20 protein-coding genes and 1 tRNA gene are annotated in these 19,843 nt (G+C 40.0%); 13 read left to right on the plus strand and 8 right to left on the minus strand.

Annotation, left to right across the window (positions count from 1 at the left end; all coding sequences use genetic code 11):
* Nucleotide 1 precedes the first annotated feature (1 nt).
* Entirely contained in the window at nt 2–1,387 is a 1,386-nt protein-coding gene (locus OO007_RS18140) for a class II fumarate hydratase (protein ID WP_325809867.1), read from the minus strand.
* Between the two features lie 243 nt (nt 1,388–1,630).
* Nucleotides 1,631–1,966, minus strand: coding sequence for a TraR/DksA family transcriptional regulator (locus tag OO007_RS18145; protein WP_325809868.1), 336 nt, complete (start codon nt 1,964–1,966; stop codon nt 1,631–1,633).
* Between the two features lie 326 nt (nt 1,967–2,292).
* On the opposite strand from OO007_RS18145, the gene tal reads away from it, so the two are divergent.
* The 3 genes from tal to OO007_RS18160 all read left to right on the plus strand — a co-directional run bounded on the left by tal (nt 2,293) and on the right by OO007_RS18160 (nt 5,051).
* Entirely contained in the window at nt 2,293–3,240 is a 948-nt protein-coding gene (gene tal / locus OO007_RS18150; protein ID WP_325809869.1) for a transaldolase, read from the plus strand.
* A 334-nt stretch (nt 3,241–3,574) separates the two neighbouring features.
* On the plus strand, nt 3,575–4,348 hold the full coding sequence (locus OO007_RS18155) for a c-type cytochrome (RefSeq protein ID WP_325809870.1): 774 nt from the start codon (nt 3,575–3,577) through the stop codon (nt 4,346–4,348).
* A 13-nt stretch (nt 4,349–4,361) separates the two neighbouring features.
* A complete protein-coding gene (locus OO007_RS18160; RefSeq protein ID WP_325809871.1) occupies nt 4,362–5,051 on the plus strand; it encodes an ankyrin repeat domain-containing protein in 690 nt (229 codons plus the stop codon).
* 17 nt (nt 5,052–5,068) lie between these two features.
* Here the strand turns inward: OO007_RS18160 and OO007_RS18165 are convergent, their stop codons facing one another.
* Nucleotides 5,069–7,060, minus strand: coding sequence for a sensor histidine kinase (locus tag OO007_RS18165; protein WP_325809872.1), 1,992 nt, complete (start codon nt 7,058–7,060; stop codon nt 5,069–5,071).
* Nucleotides 7,061–7,153: 93 nt separating this feature from the next.
* The gene (locus OO007_RS18170) at nt 7,154–8,554 is read right to left on the minus strand and encodes a sigma-54-dependent transcriptional regulator (RefSeq protein WP_325809873.1); all 1,401 of its coding nucleotides are present in this window, start codon (nt 8,552–8,554) and stop codon (nt 7,154–7,156) included.
* Nucleotides 8,555–8,851: 297 nt separating this feature from the next.
* On the opposite strand from OO007_RS18170, the gene OO007_RS18175 reads away from it, so the two are divergent.
* From OO007_RS18175 to moeA, 6 genes are read left to right on the plus strand one after another with little or no spacing between them, the layout of a single operon-like run.
* The gene (locus OO007_RS18175) at nt 8,852–9,721 is read left to right on the plus strand and encodes a substrate-binding domain-containing protein (RefSeq protein WP_325809874.1); all 870 of its coding nucleotides are present in this window, start codon (nt 8,852–8,854) and stop codon (nt 9,719–9,721) included.
* A gap of 6 nt (nt 9,722–9,727) precedes the next feature.
* Nucleotides 9,728–10,432, plus strand: coding sequence for an ABC transporter permease (locus tag OO007_RS18180; protein WP_325809875.1), 705 nt, complete (start codon nt 9,728–9,730; stop codon nt 10,430–10,432).
* 53 nt (nt 10,433–10,485) lie between these two features.
* Nucleotides 10,486–11,289 (plus strand): ABC transporter ATP-binding protein, encoded by an 804-nt coding sequence (locus OO007_RS18185; protein WP_325809876.1) that lies wholly within the window; start codon nt 10,486–10,488, stop codon nt 11,287–11,289.
* 11 nt (nt 11,290–11,300) lie between these two features.
* Nucleotides 11,301–11,909, plus strand: a complete 609-nt coding sequence (gene mobA / locus OO007_RS18190) for a molybdenum cofactor guanylyltransferase MobA (RefSeq protein WP_325809877.1) — start codon at nt 11,301–11,303, stop codon at nt 11,907–11,909.
* Nucleotides 11,902–12,423 (plus strand): molybdopterin-guanine dinucleotide biosynthesis protein B, encoded by a 522-nt coding sequence (mobB, locus tag OO007_RS18195; RefSeq protein WP_131903994.1) that lies wholly within the window; start codon nt 11,902–11,904, stop codon nt 12,421–12,423. The genes mobA and mobB overlap by 8 nt, the downstream gene beginning before the upstream one ends.
* 34 nt (nt 12,424–12,457) lie before the next feature.
* Nucleotides 12,458–13,729 carry a molybdopterin molybdotransferase MoeA gene (gene moeA, locus OO007_RS18200; RefSeq protein WP_325809878.1) on the plus strand — a complete coding sequence of 424 codons (1,272 nt, stop codon included), beginning with the start codon at nt 12,458–12,460 and terminating at the stop codon, nt 13,727–13,729.
* A 166-nt stretch (nt 13,730–13,895) separates the two neighbouring features.
* Here the strand turns inward: moeA and OO007_RS18205 are convergent, their stop codons facing one another.
* The 4 genes from OO007_RS18205 to OO007_RS18220 form a co-directional block, all read right to left on the minus strand.
* Nucleotides 13,896–14,258 carry a Lin0512 family protein gene (locus OO007_RS18205; protein WP_325809879.1) on the minus strand — a complete coding sequence of 121 codons (363 nt, stop codon included), beginning with the start codon at nt 14,256–14,258 and terminating at the stop codon, nt 13,896–13,898.
* The gene (locus tag OO007_RS18210; RefSeq protein WP_325809880.1) at nt 14,255–14,608 is read right to left on the minus strand and encodes a Lin0512 family protein; all 354 of its coding nucleotides are present in this window, start codon (nt 14,606–14,608) and stop codon (nt 14,255–14,257) included. Before OO007_RS18210 ends, OO007_RS18205 begins: the two co-directional genes overlap by 4 nt.
* Nucleotides 14,609–14,777: 169 nt before the next feature.
* Nucleotides 14,778–14,853: transfer RNA gene (locus tag OO007_RS18215), tRNA-Lys, on the minus strand.
* A gap of 126 nt (nt 14,854–14,979) precedes the next feature.
* Entirely contained in the window at nt 14,980–16,197 is a 1,218-nt protein-coding gene (locus tag OO007_RS18220; RefSeq protein ID WP_325809881.1) for a YeeE/YedE family protein, read from the minus strand.
* A gap of 420 nt (nt 16,198–16,617) precedes the next feature.
* Here OO007_RS18220 and OO007_RS18225 point away from each other — a divergent pair, with 420 nt between their 5' ends.
* From OO007_RS18225 to OO007_RS18240, 4 genes are all read left to right on the plus strand, one after another.
* A complete protein-coding gene (locus OO007_RS18225) occupies nt 16,618–17,061 on the plus strand; it encodes a pilin (protein ID WP_325809882.1) in 444 nt (147 codons plus the stop codon).
* Between the two features lie 104 nt (nt 17,062–17,165).
* Nucleotides 17,166–17,603, plus strand: coding sequence for a pilin (locus tag OO007_RS18230; RefSeq protein ID WP_325809883.1), 438 nt, complete (start codon nt 17,166–17,168; stop codon nt 17,601–17,603).
* Nucleotides 17,604–17,678: 75 nt separating this feature from the next.
* Nucleotides 17,679–18,434: a TfpX/TfpZ family type IV pilin accessory protein gene (gene tfpZ, locus OO007_RS18235; protein WP_325809884.1), complete on the plus strand. Its 756-nt coding sequence runs from the start codon at nt 17,679–17,681 to the stop codon at nt 18,432–18,434.
* Between the two features lie 164 nt (nt 18,435–18,598).
* Nucleotides 18,599–19,360: a hypothetical protein gene (locus OO007_RS18240; protein ID WP_325809885.1), complete on the plus strand. Its 762-nt coding sequence runs from the start codon at nt 18,599–18,601 to the stop codon at nt 19,358–19,360.
* The last annotated feature ends 483 nt before the right edge of the window (nt 19,361–19,843 follow it).

Here is a 19,843-nt window from a genome sequence, read left to right on the forward strand (position 1 = left end):
TTTATTCTGTTGGCTTGGTTAGCTGGGATGGATCGAGTAAACGCTCTAAGGTTTCTCTGTCTAAATCCGTCATCTCTAATGCGACGTCAATTAACGGGCGTTGTTCGGCATTGGTGCGCTTGACGATTGCCGCACCTTTTTCGTAACCAATAACAGAATTTAAAGCGGTTATCAGGATAGGATTTTGCGCCAGTGTTTGCGCTAACTTTTCTTGCTTGTAGTGCATATTAGCAATACTGGTCTGGCCAAGCTCCTTCGAACCCGATGCGAGAATATCGACACTTTGCTGAAGATTGTAGCCAACCAGTGGCAACATAACATTCAACTGAAAATTACCGGATTGCCCTGCGATAGTTAGTGCAGCATCGTTACCTATGACTTGGGCCGCGATCATACAAACCGCTTCAGGTATCACTGGGTTTACTTTACCCGGCATGATGCTACTGCCCGGTTGAATGGCAGCTAATTGAATTTCACCCAAACCTGCGTATGGGCCACTATTCATCCAGCGCAGATCATTGCTGATTTTCATCAGGCTGGTAGCGAGTGATTTGAATTCTCCGCTAAGACTTACCGCGGTATCTTGTGAGTTTAAACCTCGAAAAGTATTTTCAGCTTGTTGAAATTGGCGCGATGTAAATTCTGATAAGTAGTTAGCAACCAGTTTCCCGAAATCAGGGTGCGCATTGATACCTGTGCCTACGGCAGTGCCGCCGATAGCTAGATTGCTTTGCATTTCTTCTGCGATATTCGTTATACGCTGTTTGTGTGCGTTAATTTGAGATGTCCACGCGCTGAGTTCTTGAGCAACGGTTATCGGCATTGCATCCATCAAATGAGTACGCCCAGTTTTAATCAATTCGCCTTGTTTTGTGGCGATTGAATCGATGCTTTGTAACAATATTTCAAGCGCTGGCAACAGCTTATTATGGACCGATAGCGCAATACTGAGATGTATGCAGGTCGGAATAACATCGTTGGAGCTTTGGCTTTTATTGACGTGATCGTTAGGGTGAATTTTCTGATCAGAATAACTGCTCGCGAGATTTGCGATCACCTCATTGGCATTCATATTGGTGCTGGTTCCAGAACCTGTTTGAAATACATCGATAGGGAATTGATCATAGTGTTGCCCTAATGCAATTTCCAAAGCGGCTTTTTCTATGGCTTGCGCGGTGTTTACATCGAGTAAACCCAGCTTATGATTGGCATGCGCGCACGCGCTTTTTATCAACCCAAGCGCCTGAATAAATTCTTTCGGCATCGGAATGCCACTGAGTGGGAAATTCTGAATCGCCCGTTGTGTTTGAGCACCATAGAGTGCATCAACGGGGATTTCTATTTCACCCATGCTATCGGTAACGGTTCTGGTTTTATTCTGTTTCATGCTCAAATACTCTATTGGAAATTGTCTGAGTTCGTTAATGTTACTAAGCTTAGTTACTAAGTTTAGTTAATAACAATACTTTAGCATGAGAGTTGAGATGTGGATTAGTTGAAAGTCATTAACTTGATGAGAGACATAATCTTGATGTAAGACATAATCTTGATGAAAGCCAATAAAAAACCAAACGAAAGATTGAAATAAAAGCGGCTAATTTATTGCTTAACCCTCATCCCAAACCTTTCTCTAATCGGCGCATTTTAAGCAGCGTGTATAGGTCGGGTCAACATCTAAGCGTTTGATATCGATGGCTTCTTCACAATAGAAACAAAAGCCGTATTGTCCCGATTCAATGCGGCGTAAACCACCTTCAATGTTATCCGCCTGCATTTCCCGACGACGCGAGGCTTCCAATGACATTTGCTGGCTTTGCATTGCATCCATCCGCGAAAGCCGACCCACACTGTTTTGATCAAGAATGACAGTCTCGCCAGATTGAGCAAATTCTTCTTCTAATTCATGCAGACCTTGCTGCAGTTTAAGTAATCTTTGTTTGAAATTGTTCAATTGGGTTGGGGTCATTACAGTAGCCGTTTGTTGTTTGGTGTGTGTCTATTGTACACCCCCCTACTTTCAGGCACTTTTTTATTCATACTTTAGATAACTTCACGAAACATCCGTTTAATAAACCTAGGTAATTAGGGATTTTAAACGTGCTGTAGGTACTAATGCATAGTGTGCGGACATCCAGATTGTTGATGCTTCGAATAATTAGTATTAGATATTCGCCAGACTGTGAGGCTTATGTAACAATAAAGTATTAATCGATTACAATTACAGCGAATAATAAAATCAACCATCACAATGCAATCAGCCTTACATTGCGTTTAAGATACAAAGGAGAAGAAGTGAATAAACTCGACCAATTAAGAGAAATGACTGTCGTTGTTGCTGATACTGGCGACCTGGCGGCGATAAAAGAATACAAACCACAGGATGCGACGACAAATCCTTCGTTATTGTTGAAAGTTGCACAAGATGCGGACTATTCGAGTTATATCGATCAGGCATTGAGCACCGCGGAAGGTTCTGCCAGTGACAGCAAAATAGACGATGCTATGGACAAGTTTGGTGTCGCTATTGGTTGTGAGATTTTGAAAGTGATTCCTGGTCGTGTATCCACAGAAGTTGATGCACGTCTTTCTTTTGATACTGAAGCAACAATTGCTAAAGCGAAAAAGTTGATTAGCTTATACGAAGCACAAGGTGTGGCTAAAGATCGTGTATTGATCAAAATCGCATCGACTTGGGAAGGCATTCAAGCGGCGCGCCAACTGGAACAGGAAGGTATTAACTGCAACCTAACCTTGTTATTTGGTTTTGCTCAGGCCGTTGCCTGTGCGGAGGCAAAGGTATTCTTAATCTCACCTTTTGTCGGCCGTATTCTTGATTGGTATAAAGCCAACGGTGAGCAACAGGAATTCGTACCGAGTGAAGACCCGGGCGTAGTGTCTGTCACTAAAATATATAACTATTACAAACAACATGACTACAACACGATTGTGATGGGCGCGAGTTTCCGTAACAGCGGAGAAATCGAAGCGTTAGCAGGTTGTGATTATTTAACCATCGGCCCAAATTTCCTTGAAGAATTACGCGAAGATCAAGGAACGCTAGTTAAGCAACTAGACCCAGAGAATACTGGCGAAGCCCAAGAAAAAGTCGAACTGGATGAAACAACGTTCCGCTGGATGATGAATGAAGATGCGATGGCAACTGAAAAACTCGCGCAAGGTATTCGCGGATTTGCTGCCGATCAGGATAAGCTGGTCGCTTTATTTTCTGAGCGTGTTTAATAGCCTGTTTTAGAGAGTTACATTTGCTTTAATGATTTGGGTGGTATTTACACCACCCAAATCTGATTTACACAACAACCTAAGCCACCCCCCTACTTTGAGGCGTTTTTTTTCAACTACCCAGATCAGGGCAAATCATTTATCATCCTCTTGATAACGCGAATGCGTATATTTACTTGCGTTAGATCAACCACTTGTTAATCTCACACTACTTGTTGATAGGTTATCTATACTATTAACCTAGCTACCAGTTTATCCATTGAGTTTATTTTTTGACTTAATGAATGATTAAACAATTGGCTTAAAAAAATAAAAAGCAAAAAACGGGGCATACATGAAATCAAACATTCACATTAAGCATTTGCTTGTTCGCATTATATTGACGGGTCTTATCAGTCAATTCTTTATCAGTTTTGCAGTTGCGGCTCCATTAATTGCTAAACCGTCCGTAGCATCAGTAGGGGCACTAAAAGGCGACGCTAAAAAAGGCAAAGACGCTTTTCATACCTGTGCCTTGTGCCATACACCCGAAGGCTGGGGATCAGAGGAAGGCAATTACCCACAATTGTCAGGACAACACCCCAACGTTCTCATTAAACAGTTAATCGATATCAAGTCGGGTAATCGAGCGGTACCTACGATGATTCCGTTTTCCGATGAGATTTTTGATAAAGGCCATCAACATGTAGCTGATGTTGTAAGTTATATCGCGACGCTCCCCATGACACCGAAGAACTCAGTGGGACAAGGCGATGATTTGGATAAAGGCAAAAAGCTCTATACCAGCCAATGCGAAAGTTGCCATGGCAAACACGCAGAAGGTAATAATGAAAAGGGTTATCCTCTATTGCAGGGTCAGCATTACGAATATTTATTTCGCCAAACGTTATGGATAAAGGACGGATTGCGTAAGAATGGTGATAAAAAAATGGAAAAGAGAATTGCCGCTTTCTCAGATGCTGATATTCGCGCAGTCTCTGATTACATCTCTAGAATTAAACCCGATAAAAACAAGCTAGCGGATAGCGCTGACTGGCAGAACCCCGATTTTCATGGTGATTTTGTGAGTGTTCCGGCAAATGTTACGAAAAAAAGTAACAGCCAATAAAAGGATTATTATTATGTCAACGTCTCTCAAACTTTCCAAACATCTCAACGCCAGATTTGCTCTTGTGGCTTTCTTACTGCTATTTACCGCGGTAAGTGTTAACGCAATTGATAATTCAGAAAGCGAGGAAATGCTGTTAATCAGCGCCTATGAAGGGGATATCGAGAAGGTTAAAGACTTACTCGCCAAAGGTGTCGATGTTAATGCCAAAGGCTATAACGATGAAACACCATTACTGGCAGCAGTAAACTCAGGAAAAGTAGATATGACAGCATTGTTATTGTCGTATGATGCTGATATTGAAGCGCGAAACTTTCAAAAATCAACACCTTTAATCATTGCTGCACAGTATGGCCACACTGCGATAACAGCGATGCTAATCGAACTGGGAGCTGATATCTCAGTGCGAGATTACAACGGTTATGACCCATTGATGATTGCTGCTTCTCGTAATCACAATCTCGTAGTGCGCCAACTTATTGCATTTGGCGCTGATACGACATTACAAAACAACCACGGAAATACTGCATTGATGTTGGCGATTTATAATGAGCACCCAGCAGTTGTCAAAACACTGTTAGAGAAAGGCAGTAAAAAACAGTTGAGCATCGCAAATAAAGAAGGCTTAACACCAAAGACATTCGCCGATGAAACTCATAATGCCTTAATTTCTGAATTGATCAGCAAATACAGCAAGCAGTGAGTACAGTAAATACAGATCTAGATTGTTGCTTCTTCGATGATGCTTAATTGCTCTGCGATTGCCTCTTCATCTTCCATGATTTGAGGTTCAGTTAGCAACCAAACGGAAAACGTAGAACCTTTACCCAGCTCAGATTCTGCGGTGATATTTCCACCAAAACGACGCACTAATCCATAACTAATGGATAAACCTAACCCGGTCCCTTCGCCTTGTTCTTTAGTACTAAAGAATGGGTTAAAAATCTGCGCAAGATGTTCTTTATCGATCCCCTTACCATTATCGGTAACACTAATAACGACCCCTTTGTCCTTCCAGTTACGGGAAGCAAGGGTAATTTGCGCGTCGTCTCTGTCTAAGGCGTGAATTGCATTTACCAGCAAATTCACCAACACTTGCTGCAACTCTTGAGAGTTTATTTCTATCAGCTGAGTCGCCTCAAAGTCCATCTTAAATTCAATCGACTTGCCCTGATTCAAGTGATTAACCAACTTCAGCGTATCTTTTATCAAGGAATTAACATCGATCATATTGATGTAGCCAGAATACTCATCTGGGTGTGCGTACTGCAGCAATCGATTGATAATGTCTTTAATCCGGTAGATTTGGTCGATAACCAAGTCTATTTCTTTCTGCACCGGTTTAGCGTTATCGCCTAATTCAACCACCATAAGATCCAGATTACCCAGCATGACAGCCGTCGGATTATTAATTTCATGGGCTACACCTGCGGTCAACTCACCCAGAGCGGCCAGTTTTTCTGCAACCACTAATTGTTGACGTGTTTGTCGCAGTAACTGGATGCTGTTTTCCAAATCCTGATTCTTTTGCTTCAATTCTGCCGTGCGACTTTCTACTTTATCTTCCAGTGAATCTGCCCATTCCTGTATTTCTTGATTGCGCAGCTGCAATTGATCGAGCATATCGTCAAATTCTCGCGAGAGTGTCCCAAGCTCGTCTTTTGACGTAATCAACCCCACACGCTTAGCGCTTCCCTCTTGGGTCGCATGCACCACATTACTCATTTTTTCGATGGGTTTGAAAATTCTGCGGGCACCACGAATAGCAGCCCACGCGGACACTAACATCAGGGCAAGAAACATCAAGACAAGGGCTAGCAATGCATTCCAGAGTTCATCACGAAAGGGTTTTTCCAGAAAGCCTGCGTAGAGCATTCCGACTCTTTTGCCATCTACATCTACAATCGGCTCATAGGAAGAGACGTACCAATCGTTTACTACAAAGGCGCGGTCTATCCAGGTTGAGCCGTTATCTAATACTTTGGTTCTCACTTCATTGGATACGCGCGTACCAAGCGCACGCTCACCTTCATTCAGAGGCACATTGGTTGAAATTCTTACGTCATCGATAAAAACGGTAACCGTTCCGATACTGCCTTTGGGTAAGCTATTGGGTCCATAGGCGAGATCACGTATAGCATCAACAAATTGGAAATTACCGTTGAGTAACACACCACCATCTAACAGTGCTACCACTTCACCTCGTGAATCTTTAACGGGGTAAAGCGCGCGAATCACCATTGCCCGCTGTTCTTGAGTCCGATTGCTTGGTCTCGCTCTTGGGGTTTGTAAAATGGGAAGTTCAACGCGTTTTTGAAGTTCTGGATCTTCTGCCTGTAACTCTTCTGGTGAATAAATTTCCACCCCCACACTTTCATGGCCTTTTAATGCGTTTAATAAGCTAGAAGAGTTTCTCCTGCTTTTTAAAATATTTTGCTGATCATTTTCTGTTGAAATAACCTTGAGGAAAGAAAAATTTTGCTTATCTTTTAACGCCTTAACCTGTTCGAAAACAGATGACTGATTTCCCGATTCTAAGGCTGTGCGAAATTGATGAGATTCGGCCAGACTGGTTAAGTGGTTTAAATAATCCCCTTGGATGCGGTTAAACGCATCATGAGAAACAGCAAGGTCAGTGCTGACTTTGAGAAATAATTGTTCGTAGGTAAAGTTCTTACCCCAATAAATAGCCAGCCCTAATGCGACTGGCATGATCAATAATATTGGGAACAAAACGAGCAGTAATAATTTGTATCTTACTTTATGGCGAACAGCCCGTTGAATGTTACCGATAAAGCCCATAAATCAAAGTTCGTTCCAGGCTTTTACTTTACGCTCCAGCGTTTTTCTAGAAACCCCTAAAATTCTGGCCGCTGCAGATTTATTTCCGTCTTCGCTTTCAAGCACTTTAAGAATGTGATTTTTTTCAATATCTTCCAAAAGTGCACTGTTACTTACAGAACCGGCTGGAGAGCTCTCTCCTGCTTCAGCAGAAATGCATTGCCCTGGCTTCAGGTTTAGTAACAAACAGCGCTCTATAACGTTTCGCAATTCGCGAATATTTCCTGGCCAGTGGTAATCGCGCATCTGATGTAAGTCTTCACCGGATATTGTTTGAGCATCCACCCCTAAATCTGAAGATAAGGTTTGAGAAAAGTGTTGAACCAGCGCAGGTATATCATCCATTCTCTCACGCAACGGTGGCATGCGAACGTTAACCACATTTAATCGGTAATACAGGTCTTGTCGGAAATTACCTTTTTCGACTTCTTCTTCTAAATCTCTGTTGCTCGCAGCGATGATTCGAACGTCCACAGGAATTTGACGATTAGAACCCACAGGCCGAATGACTTTTTCTTCTAAAACCCTTAATAGATGCACTTGCATCGACATCGGCATCTCACCGATTTCATCTAAAAATAAGGTGCCGTTATTGGCATAGGTGAATAAACCTTCGCGGGTTTTTTGCGCCCCCGTAAATGCACCTTTGGTATGGCCGAAGAATTCGCTCTCCATTAACTCTTCTGTGATTGCACCACAGTTAACAGGAACAAAACTGCCTTTTCGACCACTCCAACGATGCAGAGCTCTGGCGGCCAATTCTTTACCTGTACCCGATTCGCCTCCAATTAACACGGTGGTTGGCATCGGCGCTATTCTTTTAATGACCTCGCAGACGCTTTTCATCGTGTCGCAATCACCAATCATGCCGCTATCGTAGAGTTGATCTACCTGGCGTTTCAACACGATATTTTCTCTTTGCATCTGCTGGTGTGCCATGCAACTTTCTATTGATGCCATCATTTGGTCCATGCGAAATGGCTTCATAATAAAATCACTCGCGCCCACCCGTAATGCAGCTATAGCAGTTTCGAGACTGGCATGCGCCGTAATAAAAATGACCGACGTGGTACTGCCCTGACTTCGAATTTCGGTTACCCAGTCAACGCCTGACTTTCCGGGTAGGCGAATATCAGAGATGATCAAATCAAAGTTACAACGCTGTCTTAGTGCTTCGGCTTCCTCAACATCCTCTGCAACTTCTACCAAGCCAAATACTTTTTCCAGGCCTTTTTGCAGAAAGTTTCGTATACCCTGCTCGTCATCCAGTATCAGTACTGAATTCCGCTTAAAACTTAAAGGTTTCTCATTGCTTTCTATTGCCTGACTTTCTGGGTTATCTATAACTTCTAATGTAGAGCTCATTGCGTCCTCGAGAATATACGCCCAAATAATCCACTCTTAAAATGAATATGGGACATTTTTTACCTATTTTTATGCCTTACTTATATAAATTACGGTGAATTTGCCGCCTATGTTCGACAACCGCAATCTAAAAGTCTTTATGTATCTTATATTTAGCCTATTTAGTCATTATTTTCAGCATTCCTTTTAGATTTGGCACTGATTTTGCTAAATGATCATAATGGATGTTGCTAAATTTTAACATTCTATTTCCTTTCAATTAACCAGGTAAATTTAATGATGTTTTTAACGAAACTAATGAAAACGTTCACCCGATTTTTACTGCTATCAGCGGTAATTTTCTCAGCATTAACTTTCTCATCTACTGCCTACTCTAAGACAGAGGGAGATTCAAAGCTTATTCGTTTAGCCACAACGACGAGTACTGAAAATTCCGGACTACTTCGTTATTTACTTCCTGAGTTCGAAAAAGATACAGGTTATAAAGTTCATGTAATCTCTGTTGGCACAGGTAAAGCATTAAGAATGGGACGTGACGGCGATGTTGATATTCTTTTGGTACATGCTTTAAACGCAGAGAAAAAATTTGTTGAAGAAGGTTACGGTGTAAAACGTTACCCTGTGATGTACAACGACTTTGTTATTGTTGGTCCTGCAACAGATCAGGAATTATATAAAGACGCAAAGAACGTAGGCGATGTACTAAACAATGTTGCTAGCAACAAAATGCGCTTCGTTTCTCGTGGTGATGATTCTGGAACAAACAAGAAAGAACTATCACTATGGAAAAGCAGCAAATACCAACCAAACTCTAAAACTGATACCTGGTACGTAGAAGCAGGCCAAGGTATGGGAAAAGTATTGCAAATGGCCGATGAAATGGGCGCTTATACAATGACTGACCGCGGCACTTGGCTGGCATATAAAGACAAGCTCGCATCTAAAATTGTATTTGAAGGCGATGAGACTTTATTTAACCCTTACGGCATTATTGCGATTAACCCAGAAAAATACCCTGATGTTAATATTGCGGGCGACGATGCTCTGATAAAATGGATCACTTCAGAGAAAGGACAAAAGCTTATTGGTGATTTTAAAGTAGCCGACGAGGTTCTGTTTGTTCCAAATGCAGATACCATGGCAAAAAATGAAACCGTTAAAAAATAAGATCACATGCAATCACTAGCAAGTACCACAGTTGATGCTGTAAAACTCTTGCTATCTGGAGATGCCGATATTTGGAATATTATCGGCATCTCCTTTCAAATATCCACCATAGCGATACTTATAGCAATGGTGCCAGCAATTCTGATCGGATTTATACTGGCTTACTATAATTTCCCTGGTCGGCGACTTTTAGTCTCAATATTCAACACTATGCTGGCAGTGCCTGCGGTTGTCGTTGGACTTACTCTATATATCCTTTTATCGCGTCAGGGGCCATTAGGAGAGTGGCGCTTACTCTTCACCCAAACCGCCATGGTTCTGGGACAGATTGCTTTATGCTTTCCTATTTTAGTCGCGATGAGTCATAGTGCCTTTCAATCGATTGAAAAACGCGCGTGGGATACGGCAAAAACACTCGCCGCAAATCCTTTCAATGCATTTTTTATCGTAATGCGCGAAGTACGCTTCGCTTTATTTGGTGCTTTACTGGCAGGTTATGGCAGAATTATTGCGGAAGTTGGCGCTTCAATGATGCTTGGTGGAAACATACTGCATTATACTCGTAACATACCAACTGCCATTGCTCTTGAAACCAGTAAAGGTGAATTTGCACAAGGTATTGCTTTAGGTATCATATTAATCTCGCTAGCCTTCTTCTTAACAATTGGTTTGCATTATATGCAAGGAAAAGGAACTGTCGTTCGTGATTAAAATATCCGCGACTAAACTATCAATGACTCAAAAAGCCATGGCAAAAAACATCAATGAACAAGATCTCTAGACCTGTTCGTCTTGAATATACGAATATCGTAAAAACATACGGTAAAGGCAAAAACACCAAAGCGATCCTCAATGATATTAGTTTGAGTTTAAAAGGTGGCGAGTGCACGCTAATCACAGGTAAAAATGGTTGCGGAAAATCTACCCTGCTCCGGATTATGGGCGGACTATTGAAACCTGACTCTGGTTTGATCAATACAGGGCTGCATAACCTTAACTGGAACAAGTACCGCAAAGCACTGGGCAATGATGTGATGTACTTTTATCAAGAGCCCTATATGTTTGACGGAACCGTTAGGCAAAATCTGACTTACGCCTTAGATAAAAAACAAAATAAAGACATCATAGATAATGCACTTAAGTGGGCTGAACTAGAACACCGCAGCGACACCCAAGCAAAATGCTTATCTGGCGGAGAAAGACAACGCGTAGCTTTGGCACAAGCTTGGATTAAACAGCCTGCGGTATTACTGCTTGATGAGCCAACGGCAAACATGGACACAGAACACCGACTTAGAACCGAGACCTTCCTGTCGACGTTTATTGATTCTGGCACCGCGCTTTATATTGCCAGCCATGACCCAAATCATTTTCATCGAATCATGAATCACCGATTGCTCATTGAAGATGGATATGTGTCTGAGTTTGAAGAAACGAAATCCACAGATACAGTAAACGATCAAAATGACGATACTTTATTTAATGATTCCCTACTACAATCTAACAAGAACGTGACTTTATTCCCCAACAATAAAAGCACAAACTTTTCATCACAAGATAACAAATAAGATAGTAAACAATGACGATAAATAAAAATCAAATAACTGCTGTAATTCTAGCTGGTGGAAAAGGGAGTCGCTTAGGTGGACAAGACAAAGGCTTAGTTGACTACCAAAACAAACCATTGATTGAGCATGTTTTAGAAAAAATAGAGCCTCAAGTAGGCCAAATCATCATTAATGCGAATCGTAATCAGGATGAATACGCGAAATTCAAGCACCCCGTAATTTCTGATGAATTAAGTGATTTCCAAGGTCCTTTAGCGGGCTTTTTAACGGGGATGAAAACCTGCAACACAGATTACATACTAACGCTACCATGCGACGGACCAGATTTACCGGATGATTTAGTCTCAAGACTTATCAGCGAAGTACAGAATAATAATATTGTAGTAGCTCACGACGGCAAAAGATTACAACCTGTGCATGCACTTATCCCCACTTCATTGATTGAAAGTCTTGAAGGTTTTCTTGCAAACGGTGACCGTAAAATAGACTTGTGGTATGCACAACACCCGATGGCCACTGCCGATTTTTCAGACAAACCGGAAGTTTTCTTTAATGTAAATACTGAAGAACAGCGTCAACAACAACATCAGCAACAGCAAGGTAAACCTCAAAATGGTTGAGTTTCACTTACCTATGCTTGGTTTTGCGGCGTTTAGCGGAACAGGTAAAACAACATTACTTAGCCAGATCATTCCTTTATTAAGGGCAAAGGGACACCGCATTGGTGTTATCAAGCATACTCATCATAATATTGATATTGATAAGCCCGGCAAAGACAGCTACGTACTGCGTAAATCTGGCGCAGATCAGATGATTTTGGCCTCTCGATACCGAACAGCTTTAATCATCGAAAAAGCGGACTCTACCAAAGAACCTGAACTACAAGATGTGCTGGATAATCTACAAACGGATTCTTTAGATTTAGTATTGGTAGAAGGATTCAAACTAGCTAAAATCAACAAAATAGAGCTGCATAGACAAGCATTGGGTAAACCTTATTTGCACCCTAATGACCCCAACATTATTGCTATCGCTGTGGAAGATAAAGAATCGAAAGACTTTCCAATAGATAGTTTAGACTTGAATAATCCTGAGCAAATTGCAGACTATATTGTAAAAACATTACTCAGCTAAATGAAAACCCGCTTACAAATTAATTGATAACACTATGAAAGATAGACCAGCCAGTTGTTTAGATGCCTTCGAAGTTGACGCGATTAGTGTTGATGAAGCTCGTCAGATTATCGCGAACGAAATCACCCCAATTAGTGCAAGCGAAACAGTTCCTGTCAGAGAGGGCTTAAAGCGTTATCTAGCAACAGATATTATCTCTCCGATTAATGTGCCACCGCATACAAATTCTGCGATGGATGGTTACGCATTAGCTGGCAGTGACTTACCCACTACTACGCCAGTAGATTACAAGGTGTCAGGTGCATCATTTGCAGGCGTTCCTAGTACGGAATCTTATCAGAGTGGAACCGTTGTGCGCATTATGACGGGCGGTGTTATGCCAACTGGAACGGATACTGTAATTCCTCAAGAATTAGTAGAGACTCTGGATGACAATACTATTCGCTTAGAAGCGGAGCATAAAGCAGGACAAAATGTACGTCACCCTGGCGAAGATTTAGCACAAGGAAAAAAGATCTTTGATAAAGGCCGAAAACTCAGTGCCGCTGACATTGGCATACTCGCATCGCTTGGCTTTGGTGAAATAGATGTTTTAGTTCGACCCAAAGTCGCCTTTTTCTCAACTGGAGATGAATTACGCTCAATAGGTGAAGAATTAAAAGAAGGTGAGATTTACGACAGCAATCGTTACACCTTGTTTGCAATGTTAAAAAATCTGGATGCCGAAATCATCGATTTAGGTGTGATCCCTGATACCGAAAAAGACATTCAAGACGCATTTAAAAAAGCCGCAGAAGAATCTGATATATTCATCAGTACAGGTGGCGTATCTGTCGGTGAAGCTGACTATATTAAACCCACCTTGAAACTACTGGGTGAAACGCACTTCTGGAAATTGGCAATGAAACCTGGCCGACCTTTGACGTATGGCACGGTTCATCATAACAACGTATCAGCCAAATTTTTCGGCCTCCCGGGGAATCCAGTTGCGGTAATGGTGACTTTTTTACAATTTGTGCAGCCTGCGATCAATTATCTTGCTAGTGGAAAACAGCAAAAACCAATCTTCTTAAAAGCCACCTCGGAAGAAAACATCAAAAAACGCCCAGGTCGCACGGAATATATTCGTGGAGTCTTTGAACAAACTCCTGATGGTGAGTTCAGTGTTAAGCGCACCGGCAAACAAGGCTCAGGAATTTTAATGTCGATGAGCCTTGCGAATTGTTTTATACACTTTGATGCTGATTCAAGTGGAGTAAATCAGGGGGATACCGTTGAAATCTTACCGTTTGAAGGCGTGGTTTAAATAGGACAATATAAATAGCACTATTTAGAATATCTAATCAATTTTATTTTACACCCCCCTACTTTGGAGCACTTTTTTTTATTGAGCTCATTAGCTTGAGCACATTCATTTGTTTTCATTTACTCACGCCGTTTATATAGCCTGAAGAACTCACGCCATATAAATACTAAACCAGCGAATATTTACCTTCCGGTATATCGATACGTGCAGCAATTGCAGCCGTGGCAATCACAGTAACGGTTTCCTGAACGGGATCTTCGATATTTAAACCACCTTTTACAGTATTAACCTTGACGCTTCCAAAAGGTATTTGAGCCGCAACATCGTCCACATTAACCAAGTCAGGATTTTGCGTACCAATTGTGACTTCTACCTGCATCTCATCTCGGTCAAAATCCATCGACCGAAACAATGTAATAGAACTATGATGAAGCGCATCCTGTACCGCTCTTATAGCCGCTTTGGTGTAATCTTCACCGTATAAGTCGTTACCTGTACCCATTTCTAAAATAATACGTTGAAGGCTCATGCCGCATCCTCCGCAAAATCCAAGTACACAACGACCCCAGCATTAGCGATTACCGTTGTTTTGGTTTTACAATCACTCAAAATATCCAGACCACCTTCAACAACGTCAACCGAAGCTTGCCCGTAAGGTAAAACCGCTTTCACTACGTCTTTATCTACCTGATCTGGCTTGGCTACCCCAATAGACACTTCGATAATCATTTTCTCACGATCAAAGCCAAACGCAGGTGCAATCGTCAAAGAGTTATGCCACAACGCATCCTTTAGCGCGCGCACCGCGGCTTTTGTGTAATCCTGCCCTTGCAGATCGGTACCCATACCCATCTCTACAACCATTCGCTTTTTCGCCATGCCAACTCCTAAACAACTTTATTAAGGTTTCTATGATTGATTAACTCATTAATAGACTGATAGTAGTACACCCCCCCTACTTTGAGGGCATTTTTTTAGAACGATCGGAGAAATAGAGTTATTTCAGGCACAAAAAAGCCCGCTAATACATTGCGGGCTTTTTAGAATATGGTGGGGCGTGAGCGATTCGAACGCTCGACCAATTGATTAAAAGTCAACTGCTCTACCGACTGAGCTAACGCCCCATATCTAGCGTATCCTTACTTTAAAGCGTTATATAGTTTATCGCTCCACTGCAAGAAGGCGGCTAGTATACACTACCGAATTCCGCTTTCAAGCGCTTTTTGAAAGAAGTTTAATTTTTTTTAAAACTATACTTTATCAAGCTTGCGAAAACTATTCGGCAACAGTTTCATATCTGCCAATCCAGCCACTAAAGCCTTGCCAAAGCTAGCTTCTTCCTCGTATACCATTTTATAAAATTGAATCTTCATCGTTAATGCACTTCCGAGAACTATCGCAAAAAAAGTCAGGAATGACCCCATTGCCAATGTAGAAGCACCAGTTACGCCTTGGCCTATAGTGCAACCCATCGCAAGAACGCCTCCAATTCCCATTAATAGTCCACCAATAATATGAACGACAAAGTCCTTCCAGTTAGCAAACCACTCGAATCTAAACTTTCGTGCCAATATAGAATAAAGAAAAGAACCGACCACCACACCAAACGCTGCCATTAACGCGAAGGTATATAAAGAAGAAGAAAAGCCAGTTTCAACCCAACGCAAGAAATGACCAGATGGCTGTGAAAAAGTAAATGATTGCGCGCCAAGTGCAAAAGGCTGTTCATCCATCATTTCTGCTTCTTCGAGTAACGTTTGCCCTAATTCACCCGTTGTTACCCACCAGGCAGTAACCACAACCAACGCGACAATAAAACCACCTAGGATATTATCTAGGCTATCTCTGAAGTCATTCGAAAGAAAAGCCCAAAGAATAAGGAGTCCACCAAGTAGTACAGCTACTATGGTGGTCGTGCTTTCAATATCAGTGCCGATGAAATGTGCAATCACCGTCCCCAAGCCCTGGTTTTCAATATCATTCAATGAGAGATCAATAAAGGCAGGCTCCATCCATGATAAAAAAGCCGTGTAACTAAAATTAGTGAAAATCATTAAGTAGGTGGTAACTCCCATAGCGAAAAACACAAATATGGACTTGATATTGCCCCCACCTAATCTAACCAGGGTTTTATTCCCACACCCAGAACCTAAAGTCATGCCAATACCAAAAATCAAACCACCGAGAATATGCCTAGGCCACGCAAAGTTAGCAGTAAGATAAGGAGGGTTCGCTGTATCGTTATTCGCAATTAAAGAGGTATCGGTGAGACCTAATAAAGATAAGCCCATCACACCAAGGATTGCCAAGCCTATAGCGAACACCCAGGAGCGCATACGGCCAGTATCTCCAATATTAACAACGTCAGATACCGCACCCATGGTACAAAAGTTAGTTTTAGTTGCAAAGAAGCCTAGCACGACCGCTAAACCAAATGCCCATAACAGCACCACCGTAAGTATTTCCATACTATCTCCTCCCAGATAAATAAGTATCAGGGAATTATATCAAGGTAATATTTCTATCTTCCATACCAAGGAATGGATAAACGAAGGGATGAATGGTCAATAAACTGACATGACCTGTCAGTTTTAACAGTTTACCGTCATAAAGTGACACATATTACTGACAATTGACACTTATAAAAGACCATGCCAAAACACGAGAAAAACTTATTTTAACTTATAAATCAATATCTTAAGTGATAATTAATTTTTTTGGCACGGCAAATGCAATATTACCAGCGAACATATTGTTCAACCTGTTAAGTTTTTGTTAAGACCTAATTGAGTAACATTGAAAGGGTAAGATAAGAACTAAACAGTAACAATTAAACTTACTTACATTAATTAATGTATTAATCATAAAAATAATTTGGAGATTTAAAAATGAAAAAACAATTACAAAAAGGTTTTACACTTATCGAATTAATGATCGTTGTAGCGATTATCGGTATCCTAGCATCTATCGCTCTACCTGCTTACCAGGATTACATTGCACGTTCACAAATGACAGAAGCTGTTACTCTTATGAGTGCGCAAAAAGCAACTATCGCTGAAATAGCAGCTGATGAAGGTGTTTTCACTAATGCTGATAACGGTGTACAAGGTTTACCAGCAGCAACGGATATTGCTGGAAAATACACTGCTTCTGTAGCTATTACTGATGGTGTAATGACTGCTACAATGGGAGCAGCAGGAACAGTAAGTGCTGGTATAGCTGCAGGTAGTTTAACAATGACACCAACGCTAAATGCATCAGGAATCATCAGCTGGGATTGTGGTGTAGCTGCAGATGTTGCTGCAAAATACCGTCCTAAAGCTTGTCGTTAATAGTTAAATTTTTTTAGTAAATGGCTCGCATATTATGCGGGCCATTTTTTTAGGAAATAATTAAGTAAATTAACAAATATATTCAATAACCCGGAGAATATTAAATGCAATTTCAAAAAGGATTTACTTTAATAGAATTAATGATTGTAGTCGCAATTATTGGAGTATTATCTTCAATTGCTATACCTGCATATCAAGACTATATAGCTCGCTCACAAATGACAGAAGCGGTTGTACTTATGAACACACAAAAAGTTACAATTACTGAAATAAGTTCTCAAAGTGGGAGTTTTGCAAACGCAGATAGTAATAGTAACGGGATTCCTGCAGCAAATGAGTTAGCTGGAAAATATACTAATAATATCGCCATTACGGATGGAGTGATGACCGCTACAATGAATTCAGCTGGAGCAGTAAGCGCTGGAATAGCAAATGGGACTCTGACCATGACTCCTACTTTAGCGGCCTCAGGAATAATAACCTGGGATTGTGGAATTGCATCAAATGTTTCTGCAAAATACAGACCTAAAACATGTCGTTAAATATTAATTTTAAGCTTAGATTAATTTACTTAGATTTAAAATAAGACATAAACATAAATAATTAAAGATAACACTATGATCCACAGCAAGTTAAAAGCCATGTTAATTCACTTAGTTATAAGTCTTATTATTATAACTACACTTGTAACAGGTATTATCTATTTTTGGTACCCCTTAGAGCTTATAGAAATCACTAGCTTCAAAGAGATGGCAATATTAATAGTAACAATAGATTTAATAATTGGACCAATACTTACCTTTGTCGTATTTAACACAAATAAGAAAAACTTACGTTTTGATCTAGCTGTTATTGCCATGCTACAAATATCTGCACTGAGTTATGGAATTTACTACTTATATCAAGGGCACCCTGTGTATATAACATATGCAAAAGGTAGTTTTTCCTTAGTAAACGCTCAACTAGCTAAACCAGAAAACTCAAAATATCCAGAATATCAAATTAGTAAAATCTCAAAACCTAAGTTAGCCTATGCTGAATTACCCAAAGACACATTATTAAAGAACCAATTGCTAGATGAGTCTATGAGTGGTGGCCCTGATCTAGAAGAAAGAACGGATCTATATAAGCCTTACGACCTAAATATAGATAATATTATAGAAACCAGTTTAGACACAGTCATGCTTTTTCCAGATCTCAAAACATCGCATGAAACTAATAAATTTGTTTATAAATATGGTGAAGAACTAAGTGATTTTGCATACCTTCCATTAGAAGGAACGACAAATGACGCAATCATAGTTTTAGATAAAAAATCTGCTAAATATGTAACAACAATTAATATTGACCCTTGGAAGTACGTAAAAAAATAAAAATTTTGTCTTATTAAATATCAAAAACCGTATAGATTAAATTCTCATCTTACTCTTCAGTTAATTTCTACACTTCATCTGACTAGCTCAAAATAAAATTTTTAATTGGATTACTCTCTTTGAAATAATTTTCAAAACTTTACAAAACTTGAGTTAATTCAAAATTGAGATATAAAATTGCTTTACGTAATCTATACATAAGCCAGTCAATAATAATATTATTTTTAATATTTGCCTATTATATTTGGTTTCCATATTCATTTTCTGAACTTGGTGGATTCTTTAAAACTGCATGGATGTTAATTTTTGTAGATCTTATTTTAGGTCCATTTCTTGTATTTTTCATTTATAAAGATAATAAAAAATACTTAAAATTTGATATCAATGTTCTTTTAGCCATTCAACTCATAGCTTTCATATTTGGTGCTTATTCATTATATTTAAAACATCCCGCTTATGCTGTTTTTAATAATGATAGATTTATAATTACCAACGTAAGTAACATATACCCTAAGCCATCTTTTTCTGAACACTTTAAAAACTATTTCTTTTCTAAACCTGATCTTGTAATGATTAATTTCCCCAAGGATGATGATGAAAAGAAATTTTTAGCAATGGAAATAGTTTTCGGCGGACAACCAGATATAAATAGTCGAACCAAATACTTTGAACCTCTTAAAAATCATATAGACTTATTTTTCAAAAAAAGCCTTCAATTAGAAGAATTAGTATTTGATACAAAAACAAAAAAACAATTGGATTTAATCGCAAATAAGCATAACGGCACATTAAAAGATTATGCGTTTTTTCCTTTAATGGGTAATAACCAAAAACCTATGATTTGGGCATTCGATAAAAAAACAGCTAAACCTGTGGGGATTATGAATATAGACCCTTCTAAATCAAAAAATTACCTCAAACACTAACCAGAATTAATAATTTGATCCCAGTGCTGACTTCATACTATATTAAATGAAACAACATAATCTGGAAGTTCTAACTGAATAAATAATATACAGTTACTTAAGTGGCAAAAAAGATTAAGAGAAAGTTAACGTATTAGATACTAGCGAAAAGTAATACTAAAAGCGTTAAAACAACTGCGAGACCTAATGTCAGTTACTCTTTTATTTCTGTGCAATTTTAAATACAGCGAGTATATAACTTAATCTCCATTTTTACGTTCTTCAAGTTACAGAGTTTTCTCGGCTCTCTTTAAAGCATAGTTTACTTAAAAACTCCCCGTGTTCCCCACGAAAAGTAGCCACTCTAAATTAGTTATACTCACTGAAATAGAGGACAATTATGATGGGAAGAAAAAAGAACCACGCTTACACTGAAGAATTCCGTAAGGAAGCCGTAAAGCGCTCCGAAAAACCGGGTATTACTCAAGCCATGGTGGCTGAGGA

The sequence above is a fragment of the Cocleimonas sp. KMM 6892 genome, from assembly GCF_035798195.1.
GTDB lineage: Bacteria > Pseudomonadota > Gammaproteobacteria > Thiotrichales > Thiotrichaceae > Cocleimonas > Cocleimonas flava.

What these genes read in the sequence shown, in the direction of transcription:
- OO007_RS18140 (WP_325809867.1), bottom strand. Translation starts at nt 1,387, where the DNA reads ATGAAACAGAATAAAACCAGAACCGTTACCGATAGCATGGGTGAAATA.
- OO007_RS18145 (WP_325809868.1), bottom strand. Translation starts at nt 1,966, where the DNA reads ATGACCCCAACCCAATTGAACAATTTCAAACAAAGATTACTTAAACTG.
- OO007_RS18155 (WP_325809870.1), top strand. Translation starts at nt 3,575, where the DNA reads ATGAAATCAAACATTCACATTAAGCATTTGCTTGTTCGCATTATATTG.
- OO007_RS18160 (WP_325809871.1), top strand. Translation starts at nt 4,362, where the DNA reads ATGTCAACGTCTCTCAAACTTTCCAAACATCTCAACGCCAGATTTGCT.
- OO007_RS18165 (WP_325809872.1), bottom strand. Translation starts at nt 7,060, where the DNA reads ATGCCAGTCGCATTAGGGCTGGCTATTTATTGGGGTAAGAACTTTACC.
- OO007_RS18170 (WP_325809873.1), bottom strand. Translation starts at nt 8,554, where the DNA reads ATGAGCTCTACATTAGAAGTTATAGATAACCCAGAAAGTCAGGCAATA.
- OO007_RS18175 (WP_325809874.1), top strand. Translation starts at nt 8,852, where the DNA reads ATGAAAACGTTCACCCGATTTTTACTGCTATCAGCGGTAATTTTCTCA.
- OO007_RS18180 (WP_325809875.1), top strand. Translation starts at nt 9,728, where the DNA reads ATGCAATCACTAGCAAGTACCACAGTTGATGCTGTAAAACTCTTGCTA.
- OO007_RS18185 (WP_325809876.1), top strand. Translation starts at nt 10,486, where the DNA reads ATGAACAAGATCTCTAGACCTGTTCGTCTTGAATATACGAATATCGTA.
- mobA (WP_325809877.1), top strand. Translation starts at nt 11,301, where the DNA reads ATGACGATAAATAAAAATCAAATAACTGCTGTAATTCTAGCTGGTGGA.
- mobB (WP_131903994.1), top strand. Translation starts at nt 11,902, where the DNA reads ATGGTTGAGTTTCACTTACCTATGCTTGGTTTTGCGGCGTTTAGCGGA.
- moeA (WP_325809878.1), top strand. Translation starts at nt 12,458, where the DNA reads ATGAAAGATAGACCAGCCAGTTGTTTAGATGCCTTCGAAGTTGACGCG.
- OO007_RS18205 (WP_325809879.1), bottom strand. Translation starts at nt 14,258, where the DNA reads ATGAGCCTTCAACGTATTATTTTAGAAATGGGTACAGGTAACGACTTA.
- OO007_RS18210 (WP_325809880.1), bottom strand. Translation starts at nt 14,608, where the DNA reads ATGGCGAAAAAGCGAATGGTTGTAGAGATGGGTATGGGTACCGATCTG.
- OO007_RS18220 (WP_325809881.1), bottom strand. Translation starts at nt 16,197, where the DNA reads ATGGAAATACTTACGGTGGTGCTGTTATGGGCATTTGGTTTAGCGGTC.
- OO007_RS18225 (WP_325809882.1), top strand. Translation starts at nt 16,618, where the DNA reads ATGAAAAAACAATTACAAAAAGGTTTTACACTTATCGAATTAATGATC.
- OO007_RS18230 (WP_325809883.1), top strand. Translation starts at nt 17,166, where the DNA reads ATGCAATTTCAAAAAGGATTTACTTTAATAGAATTAATGATTGTAGTC.
- tfpZ (WP_325809884.1), top strand. Translation starts at nt 17,679, where the DNA reads ATGATCCACAGCAAGTTAAAAGCCATGTTAATTCACTTAGTTATAAGT.